Below are 20,140 nucleotides of genomic sequence, written 5' to 3'. Positions count from 1 at the left end.
CACCAGTGCGAAGCCGCTGGAATGCGGCGAAATCCAGCCCATTGAGCTAATTGTTTAGCCCAATCGAGCGGTTTGCGTCACGACAGAACGTCGCCATCTCCCACGGTAACCGCTCAGCCCGCGAACAGCAGGGCCAATCCACCGGAGGTGTAGCCGACCATGAGCACCAGCAGCGGGACCTGACCGGTCAAGTGCCTGCTCGGCGGCAGCAGCCGCAAGGCGCGGTCGTGCGCGGACACCACCGCCAGCAGGTGCCCGGCCAGCACCGCGCCCACCTGCACCGACGCCACCAGGACGGGTGAGGCGAGGGTGTCGTCCGGCACGAAGCCGGTGGCGCCGAACAGCAGTGCGACGGCGCGCTGGCCCTCCACGGCCAGCAGCGAGAAGTAGTGCGCCACGACGTACCCGGCCACGATCGGCACCATCGAGTGGGCGAGCTGCCCGCCGAACGACCGGCACGCCGGCAGGTAGGTGCCCGCGACCAGCGCCACGGCCGCCACCAGCCCGGCGGTGTCCGGCACGGACAGCCGTTCCCAGGTCGGGGTGGAGCCGACGCTGTCGAACGCGGTCGAGCCGAGCAGCACGGCCACCACCGCGACCAGGCCGGGCCGCACCGGCGTGGCGACGAGGGCGCGGAACGGGTTGCCGCGCAGCGGCGACAGCCTGCCCAGCAGGGTCGAGAACACCTCGAACCCGTCGGCCCGCTCGAACCACGTGCGGCCGAACACCACCCCGCCCGCGACGTTCACCACCGCGTACCCGACCAGGAACCACGGCAGCGCGTCCGGTTCGACCAGCTCGACCCAGGTGAACGCGAGCAGGCCGAGCGCGGCGGGCCAGTGGCCCAGCCGTTCCGGGTAGGGGCGGCCGAGCGTGACGAGGGCGGCCAGGCGCAGCGGGTTGAGCACCCGCCACACCGGGCCCAGCAGCACCGACAGCACCGCCACGCCGAACCACAGCAGCACGAACACCAGGTGCGGCCACGCCGGCGCGGGCACGAGCACCAGCCCGACCGCGACCAGCAGCCGCACCGGCCACCGGTCGCGGTCGGGACCCGGCTCGGCGGCGGTGAACCGGGGCTTCGTCCACAGCAGACCCAGCGCCAGGAACGACGCCAGCAGCGCGACCGCCGCGCCCTGCAGCACCAGGTCCAGCGGCAGCGGCAGGTCGTGCCGGGCGCCGACGCCGTGGGCGAGAACGGTCACCGCACCACCAGTTGCACGAGCAGCGTGTCGGGGTGCGCCTCCACGTCGAACGTGCCCGTCCGGTCCACGGTGAACTCCAGCACGGCCGGTTTCCCGCTCTCCACCTTGGCCAGCACGTCGACGCCGTGCACGTGCACGTCCACCGGTTCCTCGCTGGTGACGGTCAGCTCGACGGCCTGCCCGCGCACGGCCTCCACCCGCTGCGGCGACGCCTGGTCGACCGACAGCCGCAGGACCAGCGGTCCGGCCGGTGGCGGGGCTTGCGGCGCGGACGAACAGCCCGCGAGCACGAGCAGCGCGGTCAGCAGGGCGAAGAGGGTCCTCATGGGGTGGAACCAGTCCTTCTCAGGTAGTCGAATCCGCCCGCGGCCAGGCCGAGCCCGCCGCCGAGCGTGAGTGCCACGAGCAGCCGGTCCAGGTCGGCCGGACCGGCGAACGGCAGCTGGGAGAACCGGAAGCTGTCGAAGTCCGGTATCCCCGCCACCACCAGCATCGCGCCGACGACGGCCGCCACGAACGCGGTCGCGGGCTTGCGCCGGGCGGCGGCCACCACGGCGACGACGGTCAGGGGCCACGCGACCAGGCCCACGCCGCTCGCGCCGAGCAGCAGCGGCACGAACGGCTGGCCCGTCACGGCGAGCGTCGAGCCGACCGCGTGCCACACGTGCCCCGCCGTCACCACGACCACGCCGACCGCGAGCAGTGCCCGCCGCCTGCCCAGGACGTAGCCGCCGAGGGCGAGCGCGAGCGTGATCAGCAGCCACCACAACGGGTTCGGTCCCGGCGTGACGTCCACCCGGCCCTTGATCACCGACGTGCCGAGCGGGACTTCCCACCGCGACGCGGTGGTGCGCTCGTCGCGGAAGCGGTAGGTCTCGCCCGGCCCGATCACGTGGTCGGCGACTCGGGTCCCGTCGTCGGCCCCGCCGACCGCGACCGGGTCGGTGCCCCCGTTGCGGACCTCCAGCCGGGTGCCGTGGTCGACCATCGCCGCGGTCACGCCGGGCAGCGGCGGGTCGATCCCGGTGACCCGGCTCAGGTGGTCCTGCGGCGTGAGGCCGCCGGCGTGCGCCTGGGCCGGGGTCGCGGTGGCGGCCAGCAGGGCGAGGGCGAGCAGCAGCGCCCTCACCGGCGGGCGGTCGGCACGAGCACCACCGCCATCAGCAGGCCGTGCAGCGCGGCCATGATCGGCGCCCCGGTCCACATCTCGGTGACGCTCGGCGTGGTGCCCTGGTCGATGATCGCCCCGGCGAAGAACACCGCCCACGTGACGAACGACGCGGCGGCGGCGAAGATCCGGTACTCCGTGCGCCGCTCCTCGGACGGGTTCAGCTTCAGCAGCAGCACGTCGATCAGCACACCGGACACGATGAACCCGATCGCGGTGCTCATGTTGGTGTAGTTGGCGACGGCGGTGCTGAGCAGCATCACCACGAACGCCAGCAGCGTCGCGGCGCCGAACGGCAGCCGGAACCGGCGCACGGCCAGCAGCAGCGGCAGCAGCATGATCAGGTTGGTGAACATGATCGAGGCCGCCAGCTCGACGGCCCGGCCCGAACCGCCCGCGCCCTTGTCGAAGGTGAACGCCCTGATCACCTGCTCACCGGTGAACACGGTCGCGTCGGCGTAACCGGCGAACAGCAGGACCAGCGACGCGGTGAACGACAGCGCCAGGCCGGCGGGCAGGAACCGCGGCAACGACGGTGCGACCACGTCGCGGTCGCTCCACAGCGTGCGCAGCGGCGTCGTGAGGATCACGATCATCGACGAGATCAGCACCAGGTGGGTCGGGCTGAACAGGATGTCGATGCCCTGCTCGATACCGATGAACGTGTGCCACAGGTAGTCGCCGACACCCGCCGCGGCGAACGCGGGCAGCGCGAGCACCGCCGGGCCGTAGCCGACCGGCACCGCGTCCAAGCCGCGCCTGCCCTCCTGGTGGTTGCGCCACAGCACCCACAGGATCCACGCGCCGGTCGCGGCGAAGCCCGAGTAGAACACCGCGTGCCACGGCGTGAAGAACGACTCCAGCTCGGGCACGTTCGAGTGCGCCCACGCGTCGAGGAACAGGCCGATCGAGAACCAGGTCCCGAGCAGCACCGTGATCAGGTCCGTGCGGTAGCCGGCCCGGGGTCGTCCGCTCGTCGCCGAGCCCCCGGCCGCCACGTCGACATCGACTTCGCGCCCCAGTGTCATGGGGCAAGCGTGGCCCCGGCCAGGGGTGCGCGGGAATCGTGCCACCCCTACCGCGTGGTGCGGTTAACCGCACCCCTTCACGCGTTGAGGTAGCGCAGGACGGCGAGCACGCGGCGGTGGTCGTGCGGGCTCGCGGACAGGTCCAGCTTGGTGAAGATGCTGGTGCAGTGCTTCTCCACGGTCCGCTCGGCGATGAACAGCCGCTGCGCGATGGCCTGGTTGGTGCGCCCTTCCGCCATCAGCGCGAGCACGGCCCGTTCCCGCTCGGTCAGCCGGTCGTCGCTGTCGTCGCGTCGCCGCACCAGCAGCCGGCTCACCACGTCCGGGTCGAACGCCGAACCGCCGGAGCCGACCCGCCGGATCGCGGCGGTGAACTCGGCCAGGTCCGACACCCGGTCCTTGAGCAGGTAGCCGACGCCGTCCGCGCCCGCGTCCAGCAGCTCGGCCGCGTAGCTGACCCGGACGTACTGCGAGAGCACGAGGACACCGGTCGCCGGGTACTGGCGGCGCAGCGCCACCGCCGCCCGCAGCCCCTCGTCGGTGTGCGTCGGCGGCATCCGGATGTCCACGATGGCCACGTCGGGCCGGTGCTCGTCCACCGACGCCACCAGCGACGGCGCGTCCTCCACCGCCGCCACCACCTCGAACCCGGCCTCGGCGAGCAGCCGCGCGAGCCCTTCGCGCAGCAGCGTCGAGTCCTCCGCGATCACGACCCGCACGGCAGCACCACCCGCAGGCTCGTGCCCGTCTCCGCCGCGCTGACCACCCGCATCGTCCCCCCGTTCGCTTCCACCCGTTCGCTCAGGCCGCGCAGACCCGTGCCGTGCACCGGGTCCGCTCCCCCGCGCCCGTCGTCGTCGACCTCCACGACCAGCCGCCCGTCCGCGCCGCGGATCACGACCTTCGTCCGGGACGCCTCGGCGTGCTTGGTGACGTTCGCCAGCGCCTCGGCGACAACGTAGTACGCGGTCGTCTCCACCAGCGGCGGCACGGTCTCCGGCAGGTCCAGCGTCAGGTCGACCCTCGGCTCGGCCAACGCCGCCAGCTCGCGGACCGCGCCGTGCAGGCCCCGTTCGGCCAGCACCGGCGGGTGGATGCCGTGGCACACCGCCCGCACGTCCTCGATGGTCGCCAGCACCGCCTGCTTGGCCTCGGCGGCCAGCGCCCGCGCCCGTTCCGGCGGCACGGTCTCCGCCAGGCCCAGCGTCATCACCGCCGACAGCAGCCGCTGCTGGACGCCGTCGTGCAGGTCGCGCTCCAGCCTCCGCCGCCCGTCCTCGGCGGCCCGCAACACCTTCGCCCGCGACTCGGCCAGCTGCCTGACCTTGGCGCGCAGCTCGGCGGTGAGCCGTTCGTTCTCCAGCGCCAGGCCGACCGCGGCGCACGCGGCGTCCACGAGTTCCAGGTCCAGCACGGGGTCGTGCAGCAGCACGGCGACCGGCGCGCCGCCCCGGTCCACCCTGGTGTGCACGGAGTCCAGCGCGACCGGCCGCCCGTCCACGTCCACGTAGCGCTCCTGCTCGGCCACCCAGTACGCCACCCGCAGGCTCGGGTCGTGCAGCGTGGCGGCCAGCGCCTCCTGCACCCCGTGGTGCCTGCTGTCGCCGCTGAGCCGCACCACCAGGTCGGCCACCTCGCCGCGGTCCATCCGGCGGCGCAGCAACCCGGCCAGGTAGGCGAACGGGATACCGCTCAACGCCAGCATCAGCACCACCAGCGGCGGTTCGAGGCCCGCGCGCTCCACCGGTTCCCACACCACGAACGCGGTGATCGCCACCGCCGCTGCGCCGAGCATCGCGGTGAGCGTCCGCCGCTGCGCCATGCTGCTGACCCGCCAGCGGTGCAGCTGAAGGCCCAGCATGGACAGCCCGATGACCGCCGTCACCGCCGTCTCGGCCCCGATCACCGCCGCCGCCCACGGTTGGCGCTCGAACTCGAACGCCACCCCCAGCACCAGGCTCTCGGCGTACCCGGCGGCCACCGCCAACCGCCGCGGTGCCGTGCGCAACCTGCCGGTCGGGAACGCCAGCAACGCGTGCCCGAGCACCGCCGGCCACACCTTGCAGGCCAGCAACAACAGGAACGACCCGTCGTCGACGGTGTAGTCGAGCAACCAGCCGATCCCGATGAGCACGAACAACAACCCGATCCGGTTGCGCGGCTGCACCCGGCGACCGATCACACCGGCCGTCACGAAAACAGCGCTCACCGCGAGCATCGCGGACGGCAGCAGCATGGTGCCCAAGGTAGCCGTTCGGCGGTCACCTCCGACCCGCCTGGTCGCAGACCACTCACTCCCACCTCGACCGCTTCCCGGGGCTCAGGTGTGGCGCCGGCCGCCCATCACGACGCGGGCCAGCACGTCCGGGCGCAGGATCGCCGAAGGTGGCTGGAGCAGGCCGATCGTGCGGATGAACGCGGTGGCGGCCACGGGGTCGTGCTCGGCGACCCGTTGCAGCCGGGCGACGTACCGGTTCAACGCCTTGGTCGCCACCGACCGGTGGCCGACGATCTCCGGCAGCGCCAGGTCACCGAGCGCGTTGAGCTGCCACACCGGGTCGATGATCTTGCCCGCGGCGCGGAAGAACCGTCGTGCCAGATCGGTGTCGCCGTCTCGCAGGCACTTGCGCAACGCTTCCGATTCCATTGCGGCGACCGTCATGCCCTGACCGTAGATCGGGTTGAAACTGCACATCGCGTCACCGAACACCAGCAGGCCGGGCGGGAACCGGCGGAGTCGTTCGTAGCGGCGGCGCAGGCTGGCCGGGAACCGGTGCGTGCGGATCTCGGTGAGCGGCTCGGAGGCGGCGACGGCGTCCTGCACGTCCGGCGGCGCGGACCGCTTGAGGAACGCCAGGTAACCCGACTCGTCGGTCGGCGGGTGGTCGCCCGCCATGCCGACCTGGGTCACCATCCACTGGCCGTGTTCCTGTGCGGCGAACGCGAACCCCGTCGGCCTGCCGGGCACCGGGCCCACCAGCACCAGCTTGTCCGGGAACGGCGTGGCCGGGCGGACCAGCCGGCTCGCGTAGACCATGTTGACGTCGATCCGGTCCTCGGCGGGTGTCGGCAGGCCGAGGGACTCCAGCCACGACCTGGCCCGTCCGGACCGGCCCATCGCGTCGATCACGAGGTCCGCCCGCAGCACCTCCTCCGTGCCGTCACGGCTGACCTTCACGCCGGTCACCCGACCGTGCTCGACGATCGGGCCGAGCACGTCGCAGCCCGGCACGAGCTTCACGCCGGGCAGGTCGGCGAGCCGTGCGCGGACCGCGCCTTCGAGCATCGGCCGCGTCGCCTGGATGTCCGACGCCCCGGTGACCGCGCGCACCATGGTGTGGCCGGCGAGCACGAAACGCGCATCGGCGTTGAAGCCGACCGGGATCGCGCCCTCCGCGACCAGATCGCCGGTCAGCCCGGGGAACATGTCGTCGAGCGCCTCCTTGCCGCGCAGGAGGATGGTGTGGAAGTGCCTGGCCTGCGGCACACCACGCCGATGACCGGCGTCCGCCGGCAGTGGATCCCGGTCGACCACCGTGATCCGGTCGTAGAAGCCGACCAGCGCCCGTGCCGCCAGCAGCCCGCCCATGCTCGCACCCAACACCACCGCATCCGTCATTCGGCGACTGTGACAGGGATGGCGGCCCGCAGCTTATCCGGCTGTGCGCAGGACTTATTCGGCCGTGCGCACCTGGCCACCTGGTCCGAGGTGGGTGTCACTCGACCGGGCGAAGAGTGCAACCTTTGACAACCCAAATCGCATTCCTCACGTCAGCCGGAGAAAACGGCCGGCCCGGGGTTGCGATGGGCGGTGGCTCCGCCGCGAGCTGCGACAGGCAGCTGCGGCCGGGAGCTGCGGTGGGTGGTTGCCGTTAGCGGTGGGCGGTGGGGTTGCCTTGGGTGGTTGCCGTGGGCGGTGGCCCCGCCGGGAGGTGTGGGTCCGGGCGGGGCCACGCGGTCAGGTGGTGGGGGTCAGCGCTGGGGGCGCGGTGACAGCTTCACCTCGATCGTGTTGCCTGGTCCCGAGGTCGCGCCGCTGATCAGCCCGGTGAGCGGACCGCAGCCGGTCAGCGCGGGCAGCGTGTACGTGCCCACCAGGGTGCCGCCGGCGAGCGGGTCGAAGCCGGGCTTGGACTCCAGCGGGATCGAGGCCGGGGTCTTGGTGCGGCAGTCCGGGCTCGTGCTGATCGGGATGCCGAGCACGGTGATGTGCGGCAGCTTCACCGTCACGCTCGACGTCGACTTGAGCACCCCGCCCGCCAACGTGCCGGTGGTCTTGGCCGCCTGCACGAACTGGATCTTCGCCTTGACCGGCACGAAGCCGAAGGCGCGGAACCGGCCCGAGGTCGGGTCGAGCGTCAGGTCGGCGTCGAACGCGCCCGTGGCGAGGTTGAGCGCGGCGTCGATGCCGCCGGCCAGCGCGACCGTGCCGTCAGCCGCCTTGATCTTCGTGCTGCCGGTCAGGCCGTAGCCGTACTCGACGGTCGGCGGGCCCTGGCTCGCCTTCGTGCGGACCTTCAGCGCGGCGGTCATGGCCGATGTGTTGCCCGCAGCGTCCTTCGCCACGACCGTGAACGTGTACTCGGTGTCCGGCGCCAGGCCGTTGACGGTGGCCGCGGTGTCGGTGGTGGGCACCGATGAGGCGCCGTTGTGGACTTCGTAACCGGTGACGGCGACGTTGTCGGTCGACGCGTCCCAGGCGAGCGTGACGCTGTTCTCGGTCTGGGCGGTGGATCGGAGGTTGGCCGGGGTGGTCGGGGCCTCGGTGTCGGGGGTGGCCTTGGTGCGGGCCGTGACGGGGGCGCCGGCCGCCGAACGGTTGCCCGCCGCGTCCTTCGCCACGACGGTGAACGTGTACTCGGTGTCGGGGTCCAGGCCTTCGACGGTGGCGGAGGTGCCGTCCACTGTGGTGGCGAGCGTGCTGCCGTTGTAGACGTCGTACCCGGTCACGCCGATGTTGTCGGTGGCGGCGGTCCACGACAGGGGGACGCTGGTCGGCGTGGTCTCGCCGGCGGTCAGGCCGGACGGGGTGCCGGGTGCCTCGGTGTCCGCCGCCGGGACGACCGTGAACGTGTGCAGCACCGTGCGCTGTCCCGGGTCGACCGGCGTGCAGTCGGCGACGAACGTGCCGAGGCCGGTGTCGGTGCCGTCGGCCCGCTTCGGGGTCATGGTGAGCACGAGGTCGTGCACGGACAGCGTGGCCGTCCCCGGCTGGTCGAACCGGAGCGCGGGCGCGGTGCCGGCGGCGTTGATGACCAGGTCGCCGCTGACCGGGATCGGCTGGTTCGGCACGGCTGTCGGCACGGCCACGGCCTGGTGGTTCCCGGGCGACCTGACCAGCGACGTCGCGACCGCCGTGCCCTGGATGGTCTCCGCGCCGACGAGCCGCAGCCCTTGCGTCGCGGTCGGTCCGGCGTTCGACACGGCGGTGATGTCGATCTGCGGTGTGAAGGCGCCGACGCCGATCTCGGCCGGCAGGTCCGTGTCGATGTCGACGGTGACGTTCTGGTTGCCGATCAACGGGAACGGGCAGTTGTAGACCTGGCGCAGCGGCGGCGTGCCGCCCGTGCCCGCCGGTGCCTCGGGAGTGACGGCCGTGCCGGTGACGGTGTAGGTCTGCAGCACGGTGTCCTGGTTCGGCGTCGGCGTGCAGTCGGCGACGAACGTGCCCAGGTCGGTCGGCGTGCCGTCCGCCCGCAGCGGGGTCATCTCCAGCACCAGGTCGGTCACCTCGACGGTGGCCGTGCCGGGCTGGTCGAAGCGCAGGCCGGGCGCGGAGCCGGCGGCGTCGAGCACGAGGGCGTTGCCGATGGCCGGGATCGGCTGGTTCGGCACGTCGGCGGCGACCTGGACGGTGAGCGCGCCCTGGTCGCCGGGTGCGGTGACCTTCGAGGTGGCGCGGGCCGTGCCGCGGATGGTCTCGGCGCCGACGAGCCGCAGGCCCTGGGTCGCGGTCGCGCCCGCGTCGGACACGGCGGTGATGTCGAGCTTCGGGGTGAACGCGCCGGCGACGACCGTGCCGGGCTGGGTGGTCTTGATGCCGACCGTGACGTTCTGGTCGCCGATCAGGGGGAACGGGCAGGTGTAGGTCTGGGTCAGGTCGCCCTGCGCGGCCGAGCCGGTGCCCGCGCCGATCGCGAGGCCGGCGACGACCATGGTGGTGACGGCCGCCGCGCCGAGCCTGGTGAGTGGTCTGCTGTGTCTCACGGAAACGTCCTCCCTGACGCCGAGCGCGCACGCCGGCAAATGAGGGGCAGAGTTGGAATGGTTCGCAGACGTGCTGCAAGGGGGAAATTAACCACGTCGCAACACTTGCGCAAGACTACTGATCGACCATTCTCGAACAGGGCGAGAAATTGTCATCTGCGGACAATTACCCTGCCCTTGACCTGCACGGACGAGACACAGGACGATTTCAGGCGAAAACTGTGCGGTTAGCACTGCGGAGCACATTTACCGAAGGACTTTCGGCATCCAGATGACAAACCGCGCGCCGAGTGCTCGGCGCGCGGTCGTCGGTGGTGCGGGTTCTGGTGTTCTGGTCAGAAGGTGAGCCGCCAGGCGTCCACGTAGCCGGTGTCCTGGTCGAAGACGTCCTGCACCTTGAGCCGCCACGTGCCGTTGGCGACCTCGGAGGAGGCGTTCACGAGGTAGGTGGTGACCACGTTGGGCGTGCTGGAGCTGCTGGAGTTCTTCAACCGGTAGGTGGAGCCGTCCGGCGCGACCAGGTCGATCACCAGGTCACCGCTCCAGGTGTGCTTGATGTCCACGCCGACCTTCAGGGTGGACGGCGCGTTGCCCGTGACGCCGGCGACGGTCACGTTGCTGTAGACGGCCGTGCCCGCGTCCGGGATGGTCACGTTGGTGAGGTTCTCGAAGACCTTGCCGGGCTGCTGCGGCGTGCCGCCGAGGTCGGCCACCGCCTGGTTGATCGCCGCGGCGAAGGTGCTGACCTCGGTGTAGACGCCGGGGTTGCCCGGCCGCGCGCACCCGTTGCCGTGGCTGACGATGCCGACCTGGATCCACGCGCCGCTGTTGTCGCGGCGGAACATCGGGCCGCCCGAGTCGCCCTGGCACGTGTCGACACCGCCCGCGGGCACGCCCGCGCACAGCTCGGCGGCCGGGATCAGGTCCGCGTAGTACGCGCCGGAGTTCTTGCACGTGGTGTCGTCGATGTAGTCGACGTTCGCCTTGAGCAGGTAACGGGACTGGGCGCCGTCCTCGCGCGTGGCGCCCCAGCCGGCGACGGTGAACACGCCGGTGTTGAAGGTCGCCGTGGTGGCGATGGGCAGCAGCGCCGCGCCGGTGATCGGGCTGGCGAGCTTGATGATCGCCCAGTCGCCGCCGGTGGCGGTCGCATACGTGGGCGAGCGGTGCACGTAGGTCGACGTGCGGGTGACGCGCGACGTGTCCTGCAGGTCCGCCACGCCGTAGGTGGCGGTGATGGAGGTGTTGTTGCCGGTGCGGGTGACGCAGTGCGCCGCCGTCAGCACGAGCTGGTCGGTCAGCATCGACCCGCCGCAGCCCATCGACAGTCGGACCATCCAGGGGAACTCGCCCTTGGTGGCCTGGGTGCCGCCGACGACCATGGGCGTGGGGGTGCCCGTGTCCGGCGGCGGCGGAGCGGCGACCGCCTGCCCGCCGAAGGCGGCCAGCACGGCGACGATGCCCACACCGAGGGCAAGCGTCTTTCTGACGGAGTCGCGCACGGTTGATCCTTCCCGCGCCCGGCCGAGGTGTGCGGACGCAGGGTGGCCGGACGTCGAGATCGCTGGGAGCTATCCAGCCGGCCCCTCTGCCGGCGACTCATCGTCCTCGGTGGACCGTCCGCTCACAATCCGTCGATCGACGGGACTTGTGCGGTCCGGCGCCGGCTTGACTTCGGGAGGTGTGAGTGGTTGATTACACTCATGCCTGCAGCATCGAGCGAACGTCGCCTGTCGACCGCCGAGGAACGTCGCGAGACGGTCCTGCGCACCGCTCTGGGCGCGTTCGCCGCGCGCGGCTACTACGGCACCACCACCGGCGAGGTCGCGAAGTCCGCCGGGATCTCCCAGGCCTACGTCTACCGGCTGTTCCCCGACAAGGAGGCGTTGTTCCTCTCCGTGGTGGAGCACTGCTTCGCGCGGATCAGGGAAAGCCTCGCGGACGGTGTCGCGGCGGCCAAGGGCAGCTCGCCGGAGGCGGTCCTGTACGCGATGGGCGACGCCTACGCCCGGTTGATCTCGGAGGAGAACACGCTGCTGCGGGTCCAGATGCACGCCCAGTGCGCGGCGATCTCCGAGCCGGCCGTGCGCGAGGTCGTCCAGCGCGGGGTGGCGCGGACGGTCGAGTACGTGCGCGGCATGTCCGATGGCAGCGAGGAGCAGGTGCAGGAGTTCTTCGCGCGCGGGATGTTGTGCCACTTGGTGGTGGCGGTGGACGCGGACGCGGTCGACGCGCCGTGGGCGAAGACGCTGGCCAAGGGCATCCGCCACTACTGAAGCCTGGCGTGCACCCGGCTTTGGTGGTGAGTGGCTGATCAGGCTCGACCCGGTGGTGCGTTCGGGAGCGCGGCACTTACGTCACGGTGGTGTCGTTTCGCGGTGGTGGCCGAGTTCCAGACGGCCGCTCGCCCCTCGGGGGCCGCCCAGCGCCCGTTGACGCCGGACCGGGTCGTCCCTACGTTCGGGAGTCGACACCGCCTCGTCAACGACGTCGAGGAAAGGGCTTTCCCGTGACAGTGAGTCGACGCGGTCTCCTGGTGGCCGGTGGCGCCGGACTGGCCGCCCTTGGCACGTCCGGGCTCGGCCGGGCTGCCGCCTGGGAGACCGTCATCAACGGTTCGTTCGCGAACTACAGCACCCTGGAATCGGTCTGGAACTACCGCTACCCGTGGGGTTCTGACCACAACGGCACGGCCCGCATGTATGCGAGCGCGTCCGACCACAACCACGTGTACCTCGAAGGGTCGACGCTGGTCATCAAGGCGACCCGGATCAACTGGGACGAGGGCAACAGCTCGGCCGACCCGCACCTGCCCATCCGCTACCACTCCGGTGCGGTGCACGCCAAGCAGCACGTGCTGGTCGACGACCGGTTCCCGAACTGGGAGGTGAGGGGCGAGTTCCAGGCGCCGTCGACACGGGGGACGTGGCCCGCGTTCTGGCTCACGGGCGCCAACTCGTGGCCGCCGGAGAGCGACATCCTGGAGTACAAGGGTGACGCGCGGAACTGGTTCAACACGTACAAGAACGCCTCGGGCGGCTGGTCGAACACCATTCGCCCGGTGTCGTCACCGGGGTCCTGGCACACCTATCGGGCGTGGATCGCCAAGGTCAGTGCGACGGACGTGGACATCCACTACTACCTGGACGGCGCGTGGGTCGGCCAGCACCGGGGCGCGAACTTCGTCGGCAAGCCGATGTGGATCATCATCAACCTGCAGATGGAAGGCTCCTCCGGCACATCCGGCCCAACCACCGACACCTTCTACCGCGCACGCAACCTCTACGTAGGCCGCACTCGCGCTTGACCTCGGTGCACCCACCACCTCGTCGGCGAGCCCGCTCGCCCCGGGCTCGCCGACGAGGACCACTTAGGACCGACTTGCACCTTCAGCCACCACGTGCAAGATAGAACGCGCCGCTGCCAACCTTCACCCGCGCCGGCCCACCGTGGCCGGGCACACCGATGACCACCCCGATGGGTGACATCACCGGGAAACTTTCAGCGCACCATTGACGTTGCCGGGAAAGAAGGAGGCGGCAAGGCACGGCGCGCGGCATGTGGGCAGCCCTTGCCCCAGACCTGCGGTCCGTTCGCGATCAGTGGCGGCTCGGGCCACAGCTCAAGGGCGGTCACAGCTCGGGTCGGCCGCGACCGAAGGGCTCGCGGCGTGCCTGCGGGTGGAAGCGCACGCTGGTGGGGGTTCGCGCACGCCAGCCACGCGCCACCGGATCGCCCGCTTGGGGCCGCCGAATCGCCCGCCTGAGATCGCCGCTTGGTCGTCACCGGATCGCCCGTGCGCTTGGTCGCTGGGCTGGATGGCTTGGTGGTGGGCTGGATGCGGGCTGGGTTGGTCATGGGGATGACAGGTGGACCAACGGGTAGAGGGCGCTGGCCGCGCGAGGAGAGGGCGCCCGGACAGTGGCGCGAGCAAGGTGGTGCGCGAGGCGTGCAGCCGACAGCAGCGAGAGGGCGGCTGTGGCGCAAGGACGGTGAGGTGGGTAGCCGGCGGCGGGAACGCGGCTGTGGCACGAGGCGAGTGCGAGGCGTGCAGCCGACAGCGGCGGGAGGGCGGCGGCGGCGCGAGACAAGTGCGCGGTGGGTAGCCGGCGGAGGTGGGAGGGCGGTTGTGGGGTGAAGAGGGTGCGAGGTGGGCGGTCGAAGGCGGTGGGAGGGGGCCGCCGGTGTGAAGAGGGTGGGAGTTGGTGGCACGAGGGTTGGAGGGGGCGGAGAGGGGCTGGGAGGGGTGAGGTGGGGTCGGTGAGGTGGGGTCGGGCTGGGAGTGGGTGGCGAGGAGGTGGGAGGGGACGGCCCGCCTGTCCTGTGGAGGGGAGGCGGGCCGTCTGGGGTGGGGTTTGTTGGGGGTGGGTCGGTTAGCCGTTTGGGGTGGTGATTACGGCGAACTTGGCCCTCATGGCGGCGTAGTGGGAGTTCAGGTCGGTCAGGATCGTGTCGATCGGGACGTAGTTGTTCAGCTCACCGGCGTAGCAGACGCCGTGGCGGGCTTGTTGGCTGCCTTCCAGGATGCCCAGCGCCGTGTGGTCGACCTGGCTGAAGAGTGGGCCGCCGCTGTCACCCGGGCGGGCGCAGATGTCGGTGTTGATGCCGACGTCGGTGGACAGGACGCGGCCGCAGCGGGTGCCCACGAGGTAGCCCGCGCCGGCGCCGCTGTCGACGATGCCCGGGTAGTCGACGGAGCTGGCGCCGGAACCGGACGCGCACACCACCCAGCCCGCCTTGACCTCGGACAGCGGGTGGATACCGGTGATGTACTCGTCGACCGACGTGGCCTGCTCGCCGCACGGGGTGTCGGCGTTGCTGTCCGCGCCACCGTTGCGGCAGTACTTGAGGACGCGGTTGCGGCCCGTGTGGTTCTCCAGCCACGTGTGGCGGGTCGGGGTGTCGACGTACAGCACGGCCGCGTAGTCGTACGGGTACGAGTTCTTCTCGATGCCGTGCTGCTGCAACACCGGCACGCCGTTGTGCTGCGTCGGCGTGTTGTTGGTCTTGGTCGCCATGCAGTGGCCCGCGGTGAGCACCCACGCCTTGCTGGGGTGGCCGCCGCCGGTGGAGCGCAGGTTGAAGCCGGCGGTGCAGCCGCCCCAGGTGCCGTTGTCCCGCTTCATGTCCAGCCGCAGACCGCCGCGCATGGGGCCGTGGTTCACGCAGGACACCGGGTGGCACACGCCGACGTCGGGATAGGTGGCGGACATCGGCTCCGGCTTGGGCAGGACCTTCGCCCGCACCGTCACGCCGGACCCACCGGACCCACCGGACCGGTCCGACCCGCCCGGCTTGCCGGTCTCGTCGGCCAGCGCCCGCCGTGCCGCGTCACCCTCCTGCGCCGCCGACGCCTTCTCCCCCGCGACCCACGAGCGCTCCCACAGGACGACCTCGTTGTCACGCTCGTTGACCGCCGGCAAATACACCGCGTCGGCTCCGGCGCCGACCTTGGCGGCGATCCGGTTCTTGGCGGCGGTCAGGTCGGCCAACGAGTGCCGCACGGGCTGCGTGCGGACGTGCTCGCGGTCCGGCACGTCCTTCAGGTGCCGGTCCGCGGCGGCCAGGTCGGTCATGGCCACCACCAGCTCGCCGGTGGTCTGGTCCAGCCACATGCCGCCGTACTCGGCCGCGTTCTCGGTGCGCAGCACGCGGTCCAGCCGCACGGCTTCGTTCTGCAGTTCGAGCCGGCGCAGCGCCTCCCGCTCGCTGACGCCGTAGCTGTCGACGAGGTACCGCACGGACTCCGCGACCGCCGCCGGGTTCAGCGTGGTGCGGGCCGTCGGCGCGGCGGTGGCTCCCCCGGTCGCGCTCAGCGCGGTCGCCGTGACGACCAGCGAGGCGACCAGGGCCCCCAAGCCCCTTGCTCTACCCACGGACATCTCCTTGCTCGGTGGATCGGAAACATGATTATTCAACCTGATGTGGACTGACGACTTCGGTCGAGCCGGCGAGGACGGGTGGTTCTACTGACTACATGTCCTGGCGTGGGCGATCGGTTGTCATCGACGGCGCTGTGTCACCGGATCGGTTGACGTCACGCGTCGAGGAACGGGATCAGCTGCTCCTCCTCGTAGGTCAGGTGTGCCTCCAGCGAGTCGATCAACCCGTCCACATCGGAGCGCAGCGTCGCGGCGTCACCGCGTTCGAGGGTCTGCTGGAGCCGCGCCAACAGCGCGGCGAGGTGCTCGTGCTCGGCGCCGAGGCGGTCGAGCGTGGGTGCCAGTTCCGGGAACCGCTCGCGCAGCGCGGGGAACGTGCCGGTGTCCTCGGCCGTGTGGTGGAACCTCAGTCCTTGGCACGCGGTCAGGCAGTTGACCTTGAGCTGGGCGCCGAGGGTCGGCTGGGACGAGGCGACTTCACGGCGGATGGTGTCCAGTTCGCGGCGGAACGCGTCGTGCACGAGCTTGAGCGCCGCGCCCCAGGTCGACGCGTTCGGCGGCCCGCCGGACACCTGCTTCAGCGCCACCACGGGGATCCGCCGGGTCGTCTTGGCCTGGTACTCGGCCCAGCCGGGGTCGGACTCGACCGCCCGCGCCCACAGCTCGTCGCGTTCCGGGCCGTCCAGCACGGTGGCCTCGGCGTCGTAGGTGAAGACTCCGTCCTCGACCTGGACCACCGGGTCGGCCACCAGGTTGTGGAACCAGTCGGGGTGTCGTGGTGAGCCGCCGGCGGAGGCGATGACGACGATCCGGTCGCCGTCTGGCAGGTAGCCGACGGGGTTGGTGTGCCGGGCGCCGGTCCGGGCGCCGGTCGTGGTCAGCAGGATGAGCCTGCCTCCTTCGAAGGGTCCGCCGACGCGGCCCGCGTTGGCGCGGAACTCGTCGATCACCTGCTGGTTGAAATCCATCTGCGGTTCGTCTCCTGATTTTGGGCATGACCGGATCACCACGGGTGAATGGCGCCGTGGTTTTCGGTGAAGGTTTTGTGGAGGCGCGCGGCCACAGCGGTCCCCGGGACGGGGATCGCGACAAAAAGGGCAAGCGCGTGTGTGCGCCGAAGCGCTGGTGTGGGAGAACGGGTGCGTCGCGCCTACCTGCGCGGAAACCCGGGAAACCCTGGCGTGCGGCGGGCCTCTGGCCCACCCGGCGGTCAAACCTTGGCCGGGTGACTCTCTCGCTGATGGCCCATGGCCGACCCGGCAGTCACGGGCGTGAGCTTATCCGGTGAATGCGCAGTCGGGCAACTTCTGCCTTTGTGCGACGACCGGTGACGTGCCCCGTGGCCTATTTCTGTCGTGTCCACGCGCACGCCCCCCGGTTCCGACGCCATCCCCGTCCGCCCCCCTGCCCGCACGGCGTGGAGTACGCGGTGGCGGGCGAGGGGACGGCGTTGGAGCCGGTCGGCGGCACCGGGCTCAGGCGCGCATGACCGTGGCGATCGGGATGCGGGCCGCCCGCAGCGCCGGGACGAGGCCGCCGAGGATGCCGGCCACCAGGCCCGCGATCACCCCGGCCACGCCCGCCTGCCACGGGAACGCCGTGCCTTCCAGCGACGGGAACCGCGAGCCGAACACCGTCAGCGCGAGTTGGAGTCCCACCACGCCCGCGCCGATCGCCAACGCCGCCGTGAGCAGGCCGGTCAGCAGCGTCTCGGCCAGCACGATGCCGGCCAGCAGCAGCCGGGGCGTGCCGACTGCCCGGCGCAGCGCGAACTCCTCGATGCGCTCGCCGACTGTCGCCAAACCGACGTTGAGGATGCCCGCCACGCCGATCAGCAGCACCAGCGCAGCCATGCCGAGGAAGATCCAGCGCATCAGCGCCAGTTCGGTGGACCTCTGCTTCAGCGTCTCCACCGTGGTGACGCGGACCTGGTCGGCGGGCGTGCCCGCGGCGACCAGCCTGGCGCGCAGCACGTGCTCGACCTCGACCGCGGACGGCGTCATGAGCACCTGCAGGCCCGGCCCTGACCTGGTGTCGCCCAGGCTGGTCGTCGGGAGCCAGTTCATCAGCTCGTCGGAGCGCACGTAGGCGGTGGGCTGGTAGCCGCCGTCGTCGATCACGCCGACGATCCGCGGCGTCGGGTTGGCGGTCGCGCCGTCGACGCTCATCTCGGCGGGCACGTGGTAGCGGGTGAAGGCCTTGGCGGCTTCCTCGTTGAGCACGAGCCCGGGTGACAGCGACGGCTGCCCGCCGAAGTCGAGCCACCGGCCCTGTGACGGGCGGAACGGCCGGAACTGGCGGATGTCGCCGGTCAGGCCGACCAGTTGCAGTTCCACCGCCTGGCCGGGCGGTGCGCCGCTGGTGCCGTCGTCGATCGGGTAGCAGCCGTTGGCGTCGCACATCATCGACGGGCCGTAGCCGCCGGGCTGGTCGATCGGCCCGCCGCCCTCGTTGATCGGCTTCACGCCGGGTTCGCCGATGATCGCCCGCGTGCTGGTCATGGCGACCGCGTCGGTGCGGCCCCGCAGCACCTCCAACGCGACCGGCACGGTCTGGCCCTCCGGCGACAGGTACATCTGCCGGGTGCCGTCCTTGCCCTGGTACAGCTCGATGTCGGCGAGCATGGCGCGGTTCGCGATCTCCGCGCCGGCCTGCACCACGACGACGGCGAGGACGCCGAGGAACAGGCTGACCATGGACAGGAACGTGCGCAGCTTGCGGGCCCGGATGCCCTGGCCGCCGATGATCAGCGACGCCCGGAGCCTGCCCGAGAGCCTGATCACGCGACCACCCGCTGTCCGGCGGGCCGCAGCAGGCCGTCCGACAGGTGCAGCACGCGGCCCATCTTCGCCGCGTGGTCGTGGTCGTGGGTGACCAGGACGAGCCCGCAGCCCACGTCGGTGGCCTGGCGCAGCACTTCGACGACGAGGTTGCCGGTTTCGGTGTCGAGGGCGCCGGTCGGTTCGTCGGCGAGCAGGATCCGGGGTTCGCGCACGAGGGCGCGGGCGATGGCGACGCGTTGCTGTTCGCCGCCGGAGAGGCGGGGTGGCTTGTGCTTGGCGAGGTGGGCGATGCCGACGCGTTCCAGTGCCGCCAGGACCTTGGCCTTGCGCTTGCGCCGCGGCAGCCAGCCCTGGCCGTTGACCAGCGCCATGGCCACGTTCTGCGCCGCGGTGAGGTGCTTGAGCAGGAAGAAGCGCTGGAACACGAACCCGAACTCGGCGCTGCGCAGCGCGGCGGCCTTGCGTTCGGGGATGCGGGTGATGTCCCGGTCGCCCAGCAGGTACTGGCCGCCGTCCGGCCGGTCGAACAGGCCGATCAGGCTGAGCAGGGTGCTCTTGCCGGAGCCGGAGCGGCCGAGGATGGCGACGCTGTCGCCGGGGTGCACGGTCAGGTCGACGCCCGCGAGGATGGTGCGCGGCTGGTCCTGGCCCTTGAGGGTCTTGGTGACGCCGGTGAGGTGGATCAACGGCGGTGCCGCCGGGGGCGGCGGCACGAGCAGCGGTGACGTGGTCACTTGCCGACCCCTGACGGGATCGGGCCGCCCGCGGGCTCGCCCGGTGGCAGGTTCGGGCCGGGCACGGCGAGGGTCTCCTCGCCGGTGAGACCGGACTTGATCTCCACGACCTTGCCGTCGGTGAGGCCGAGTTCGACGTCGGTGGTCTGCTTGGAGCCGTCCGCGGCGACCACGTCGACCTTGCCCTTGCCCTGGCCGCCGGCGACCGCCTCGACCGGGACGACGAGCGCGTCGCGCGCGGACGCGGTGACCAGTTCGAGGGTGGCGGTGGCGCCGTTGATCAGCTTGACGTCGGCGGGCGCGGTGCAGACCAGGCGCAGGCCGGTCGGCTCGGAGGAGTTCCCGGGCGCCTGCGGTTGCTGCGGCTGTGGCGGCGCGGGCGTGTCGGCGCCGGTGGCCTCGGTGTCGGGCACGGGCGGCGGCGCGGGGACGGTGCCCTCGGGCAGTGCCGCGATCGTGCCGAGCAGGGTGCACGGGAACGGGCCGGGACCGTTCTTGATCTGCGCCTGCACGGTGCCCTGCGCGGCGTCGGAGATCTGGTAGGCCTGCTCGCCGTCGAGGTCGGCGACGATGCCGTAGCCCGCGTACTTCGCCGACGCGATCGGCATGCCCGCGGTGACCTTGGCGCGGTCGTCGACCAGGCGTCCGCCGAACGTGGAGCCGGCGGGCACGTCGACGTTGGTGGGCTTGCCGTCCAGCCAGACCGTGGCGATCCGGGTCGGTTTGGTCGGCGTGCCGGTCGGTTCGGGCACGGTCCAGTAGCGCACCTCGCCTGCGACCGGCGCGACGACGCCGAACAGCGGGTTCATGGTGACCTTGCCGGTGAGGCCGACCTTGTTCGACAGGTCCTGCCTGGTCGGCTTGGCCGTGGTCTGCACGGTGCCGCGTGGCGCCAACTCCGGGTTGAGCGGCTCGGCGCCGGTCGACGTGCACGCGGCCGCGGTGAGCACCGCCGCGACCAGTCCGCACACGCGGACGAAGGTTTTTTCGGACACCGGTCCCCCCAAAGCGATTCCCCTATCCGGTCTCGCCAATTTACCCATATGACGCCGGCGGGCTGATCGGGGTTGCGTGACAACGCCGAAACCGCTCCCACCTCGGCTGGGGTGGGAGCGATTCGCGGTGGTCAGGGC

At 71.5% G+C, this 20,140-nt stretch carries 16 protein-coding genes and 1 pseudogene; 2 read left to right on the top strand and 15 right to left on the bottom strand.

Translation table 11 applies throughout. The features are described from left to right. Positions 1–113 precede the first annotated feature (113 nt). The 10 genes and pseudogenes from B0I31_RS24055 to B0I31_RS24015 form a co-directional block, all read right to left on the bottom strand. Complete coding sequence (locus B0I31_RS24055) at positions 114–1,205, bottom strand: hypothetical protein (protein WP_106617647.1); 1,092 nt, start codon at positions 1,203–1,205, stop codon at positions 114–116. Continuing rightward, positions 1,202–1,531: a hypothetical protein gene (locus B0I31_RS24050; RefSeq protein WP_106617646.1), complete on the bottom strand. Its 330-nt coding sequence runs from the start codon at positions 1,529–1,531 to the stop codon at positions 1,202–1,204. Before B0I31_RS24050 ends, B0I31_RS24055 begins: the two co-directional genes overlap by 4 nt. Beyond that, positions 1,528–2,334, bottom strand: a complete 807-nt coding sequence (locus tag B0I31_RS24045; RefSeq protein ID WP_106617645.1) for a hypothetical protein — start codon at positions 2,332–2,334, stop codon at positions 1,528–1,530. The genes B0I31_RS24050 and B0I31_RS24045 overlap by 4 nt, the downstream gene beginning before the upstream one ends. Then, a complete protein-coding gene (locus B0I31_RS24040; protein WP_106617644.1) occupies positions 2,331–3,401 on the bottom strand; it encodes a hypothetical protein in 1,071 nt (356 codons plus the stop codon). Before B0I31_RS24040 ends, B0I31_RS24045 begins: the two co-directional genes overlap by 4 nt. A 77-nt stretch (positions 3,402–3,478) precedes the next feature. Beyond that, the gene (locus B0I31_RS24035) at positions 3,479–4,120 is read right to left on the bottom strand and encodes a response regulator transcription factor (RefSeq protein ID WP_106617643.1); all 642 of its coding nucleotides are present in this window, start codon (positions 4,118–4,120) and stop codon (positions 3,479–3,481) included. Beyond that, the gene (locus B0I31_RS24030) at positions 4,108–5,637 is read right to left on the bottom strand and encodes a sensor histidine kinase (protein ID WP_106617642.1); all 1,530 of its coding nucleotides are present in this window, start codon (positions 5,635–5,637) and stop codon (positions 4,108–4,110) included. The genes B0I31_RS24035 and B0I31_RS24030 overlap by 13 nt, the downstream gene beginning before the upstream one ends. Before the next feature lie 84 nt (positions 5,638–5,721). Further along, complete coding sequence (locus B0I31_RS24025; protein WP_146173919.1) at positions 5,722–7,020, bottom strand: FAD-dependent oxidoreductase; 1,299 nt, start codon at positions 7,018–7,020, stop codon at positions 5,722–5,724. A gap of 353 nt (positions 7,021–7,373) precedes the next feature. Beyond that, complete coding sequence (locus tag B0I31_RS24020; RefSeq protein WP_245950332.1) at positions 7,374–9,608, bottom strand: DUF6801 domain-containing protein; 2,235 nt, start codon at positions 9,606–9,608, stop codon at positions 7,374–7,376. 335 nt (positions 9,609–9,943) lie between these two features. After that, the gene (locus B0I31_RS42960; protein WP_342751503.1) at positions 9,944–10,222 is read right to left on the bottom strand and encodes a proprotein convertase P-domain-containing protein; all 279 of its coding nucleotides are present in this window, start codon (positions 10,220–10,222) and stop codon (positions 9,944–9,946) included. An 87-nt stretch (positions 10,223–10,309) separates the two neighbouring features. Further along, positions 10,310–11,110, bottom strand: a pseudogene (locus tag B0I31_RS24015) (S1 family peptidase); the annotation flags it as partial. A 201-nt stretch (positions 11,111–11,311) separates the two neighbouring features. Here B0I31_RS24015 and B0I31_RS24010 point away from each other — a divergent pair. Next, entirely contained in the window at positions 11,312–11,884 is a 573-nt protein-coding gene (locus B0I31_RS24010) for a TetR/AcrR family transcriptional regulator (RefSeq protein ID WP_106617640.1), read from the top strand. Positions 11,885–12,117: 233 nt separating this feature from the next. Further along, positions 12,118–12,915, top strand: a complete 798-nt coding sequence (locus B0I31_RS24005) for a family 16 glycosylhydrolase (protein WP_106617639.1) — start codon at positions 12,118–12,120, stop codon at positions 12,913–12,915. A gap of 1,066 nt (positions 12,916–13,981) precedes the next feature. Here the strand turns inward: B0I31_RS24005 and B0I31_RS24000 are convergent. From B0I31_RS24000 to B0I31_RS23980, 5 genes are all read right to left on the bottom strand, one after another. Beyond that, positions 13,982–15,490, bottom strand: coding sequence for a chymotrypsin family serine protease (locus tag B0I31_RS24000; protein ID WP_245950328.1), 1,509 nt, complete (start codon positions 15,488–15,490; stop codon positions 13,982–13,984). 155 nt (positions 15,491–15,645) lie between these two features. Then, a complete protein-coding gene (locus B0I31_RS23995) occupies positions 15,646–16,458 on the bottom strand; it encodes a nitroreductase/quinone reductase family protein (RefSeq protein WP_106617638.1) in 813 nt (270 codons plus the stop codon). Between the two features lie 507 nt (positions 16,459–16,965). Continuing rightward, positions 16,966–18,273 carry an ABC transporter permease gene (locus B0I31_RS23990; protein ID WP_181320308.1) on the bottom strand — a complete coding sequence of 436 codons (1,308 nt, stop codon included), beginning with the start codon at positions 18,271–18,273 and terminating at the stop codon, positions 16,966–16,968. Then, on the bottom strand, positions 18,270–19,007 hold the full coding sequence (locus B0I31_RS23985) for an ABC transporter ATP-binding protein (RefSeq protein ID WP_245950327.1): 738 nt from the start codon (positions 19,005–19,007) through the stop codon (positions 18,270–18,272). Before B0I31_RS23985 ends, B0I31_RS23990 begins: the two co-directional genes overlap by 4 nt. Next, positions 19,004–20,002: an efflux RND transporter periplasmic adaptor subunit gene (locus B0I31_RS23980; RefSeq protein ID WP_245950325.1), complete on the bottom strand. Its 999-nt coding sequence runs from the start codon at positions 20,000–20,002 to the stop codon at positions 19,004–19,006. The genes B0I31_RS23985 and B0I31_RS23980 overlap by 4 nt, the downstream gene beginning before the upstream one ends. Between the last annotated feature and the right edge of the window lie 138 nt (positions 20,003–20,140).

Source organism: Saccharothrix carnea, from assembly GCF_003014735.1.
Lineage (GTDB): Bacteria > Actinomycetota > Actinomycetes > Mycobacteriales > Pseudonocardiaceae > Actinosynnema > Actinosynnema carneum.
Note: the sequence above shows the minus strand (reverse complement) of the source record. Positions and strands in the feature narration are given on the sequence as shown.

Coding starts and splice junctions, on each gene's coding strand:
- B0I31_RS24000 (WP_245950328.1), bottom strand. CDS start 15,490: ATGTCCGTGGGTAGAGCAAGGGGCTTGGGGGCCCTGGTCGCCTCGCTG.
- B0I31_RS24050 (WP_106617646.1), bottom strand. CDS start 1,531: ATGAGGACCCTCTTCGCCCTGCTGACCGCGCTGCTCGTGCTCGCGGGC.
- B0I31_RS24040 (WP_106617644.1), bottom strand. CDS start 3,401: ATGACACTGGGGCGCGAAGTCGATGTCGACGTGGCGGCCGGGGGCTCG.
- B0I31_RS24010 (WP_106617640.1), top strand. CDS start 11,312: ATGCCTGCAGCATCGAGCGAACGTCGCCTGTCGACCGCCGAGGAACGT.
- B0I31_RS24030 (WP_106617642.1), bottom strand. CDS start 5,637: ATGCTGCTGCCGTCCGCGATGCTCGCGGTGAGCGCTGTTTTCGTGACG.
- B0I31_RS23995 (WP_106617638.1), bottom strand. CDS start 16,458: ATGGATTTCAACCAGCAGGTGATCGACGAGTTCCGCGCCAACGCGGGC.
- B0I31_RS24025 (WP_146173919.1), bottom strand. CDS start 7,020: ATGACGGATGCGGTGGTGTTGGGTGCGAGCATGGGCGGGCTGCTGGCG.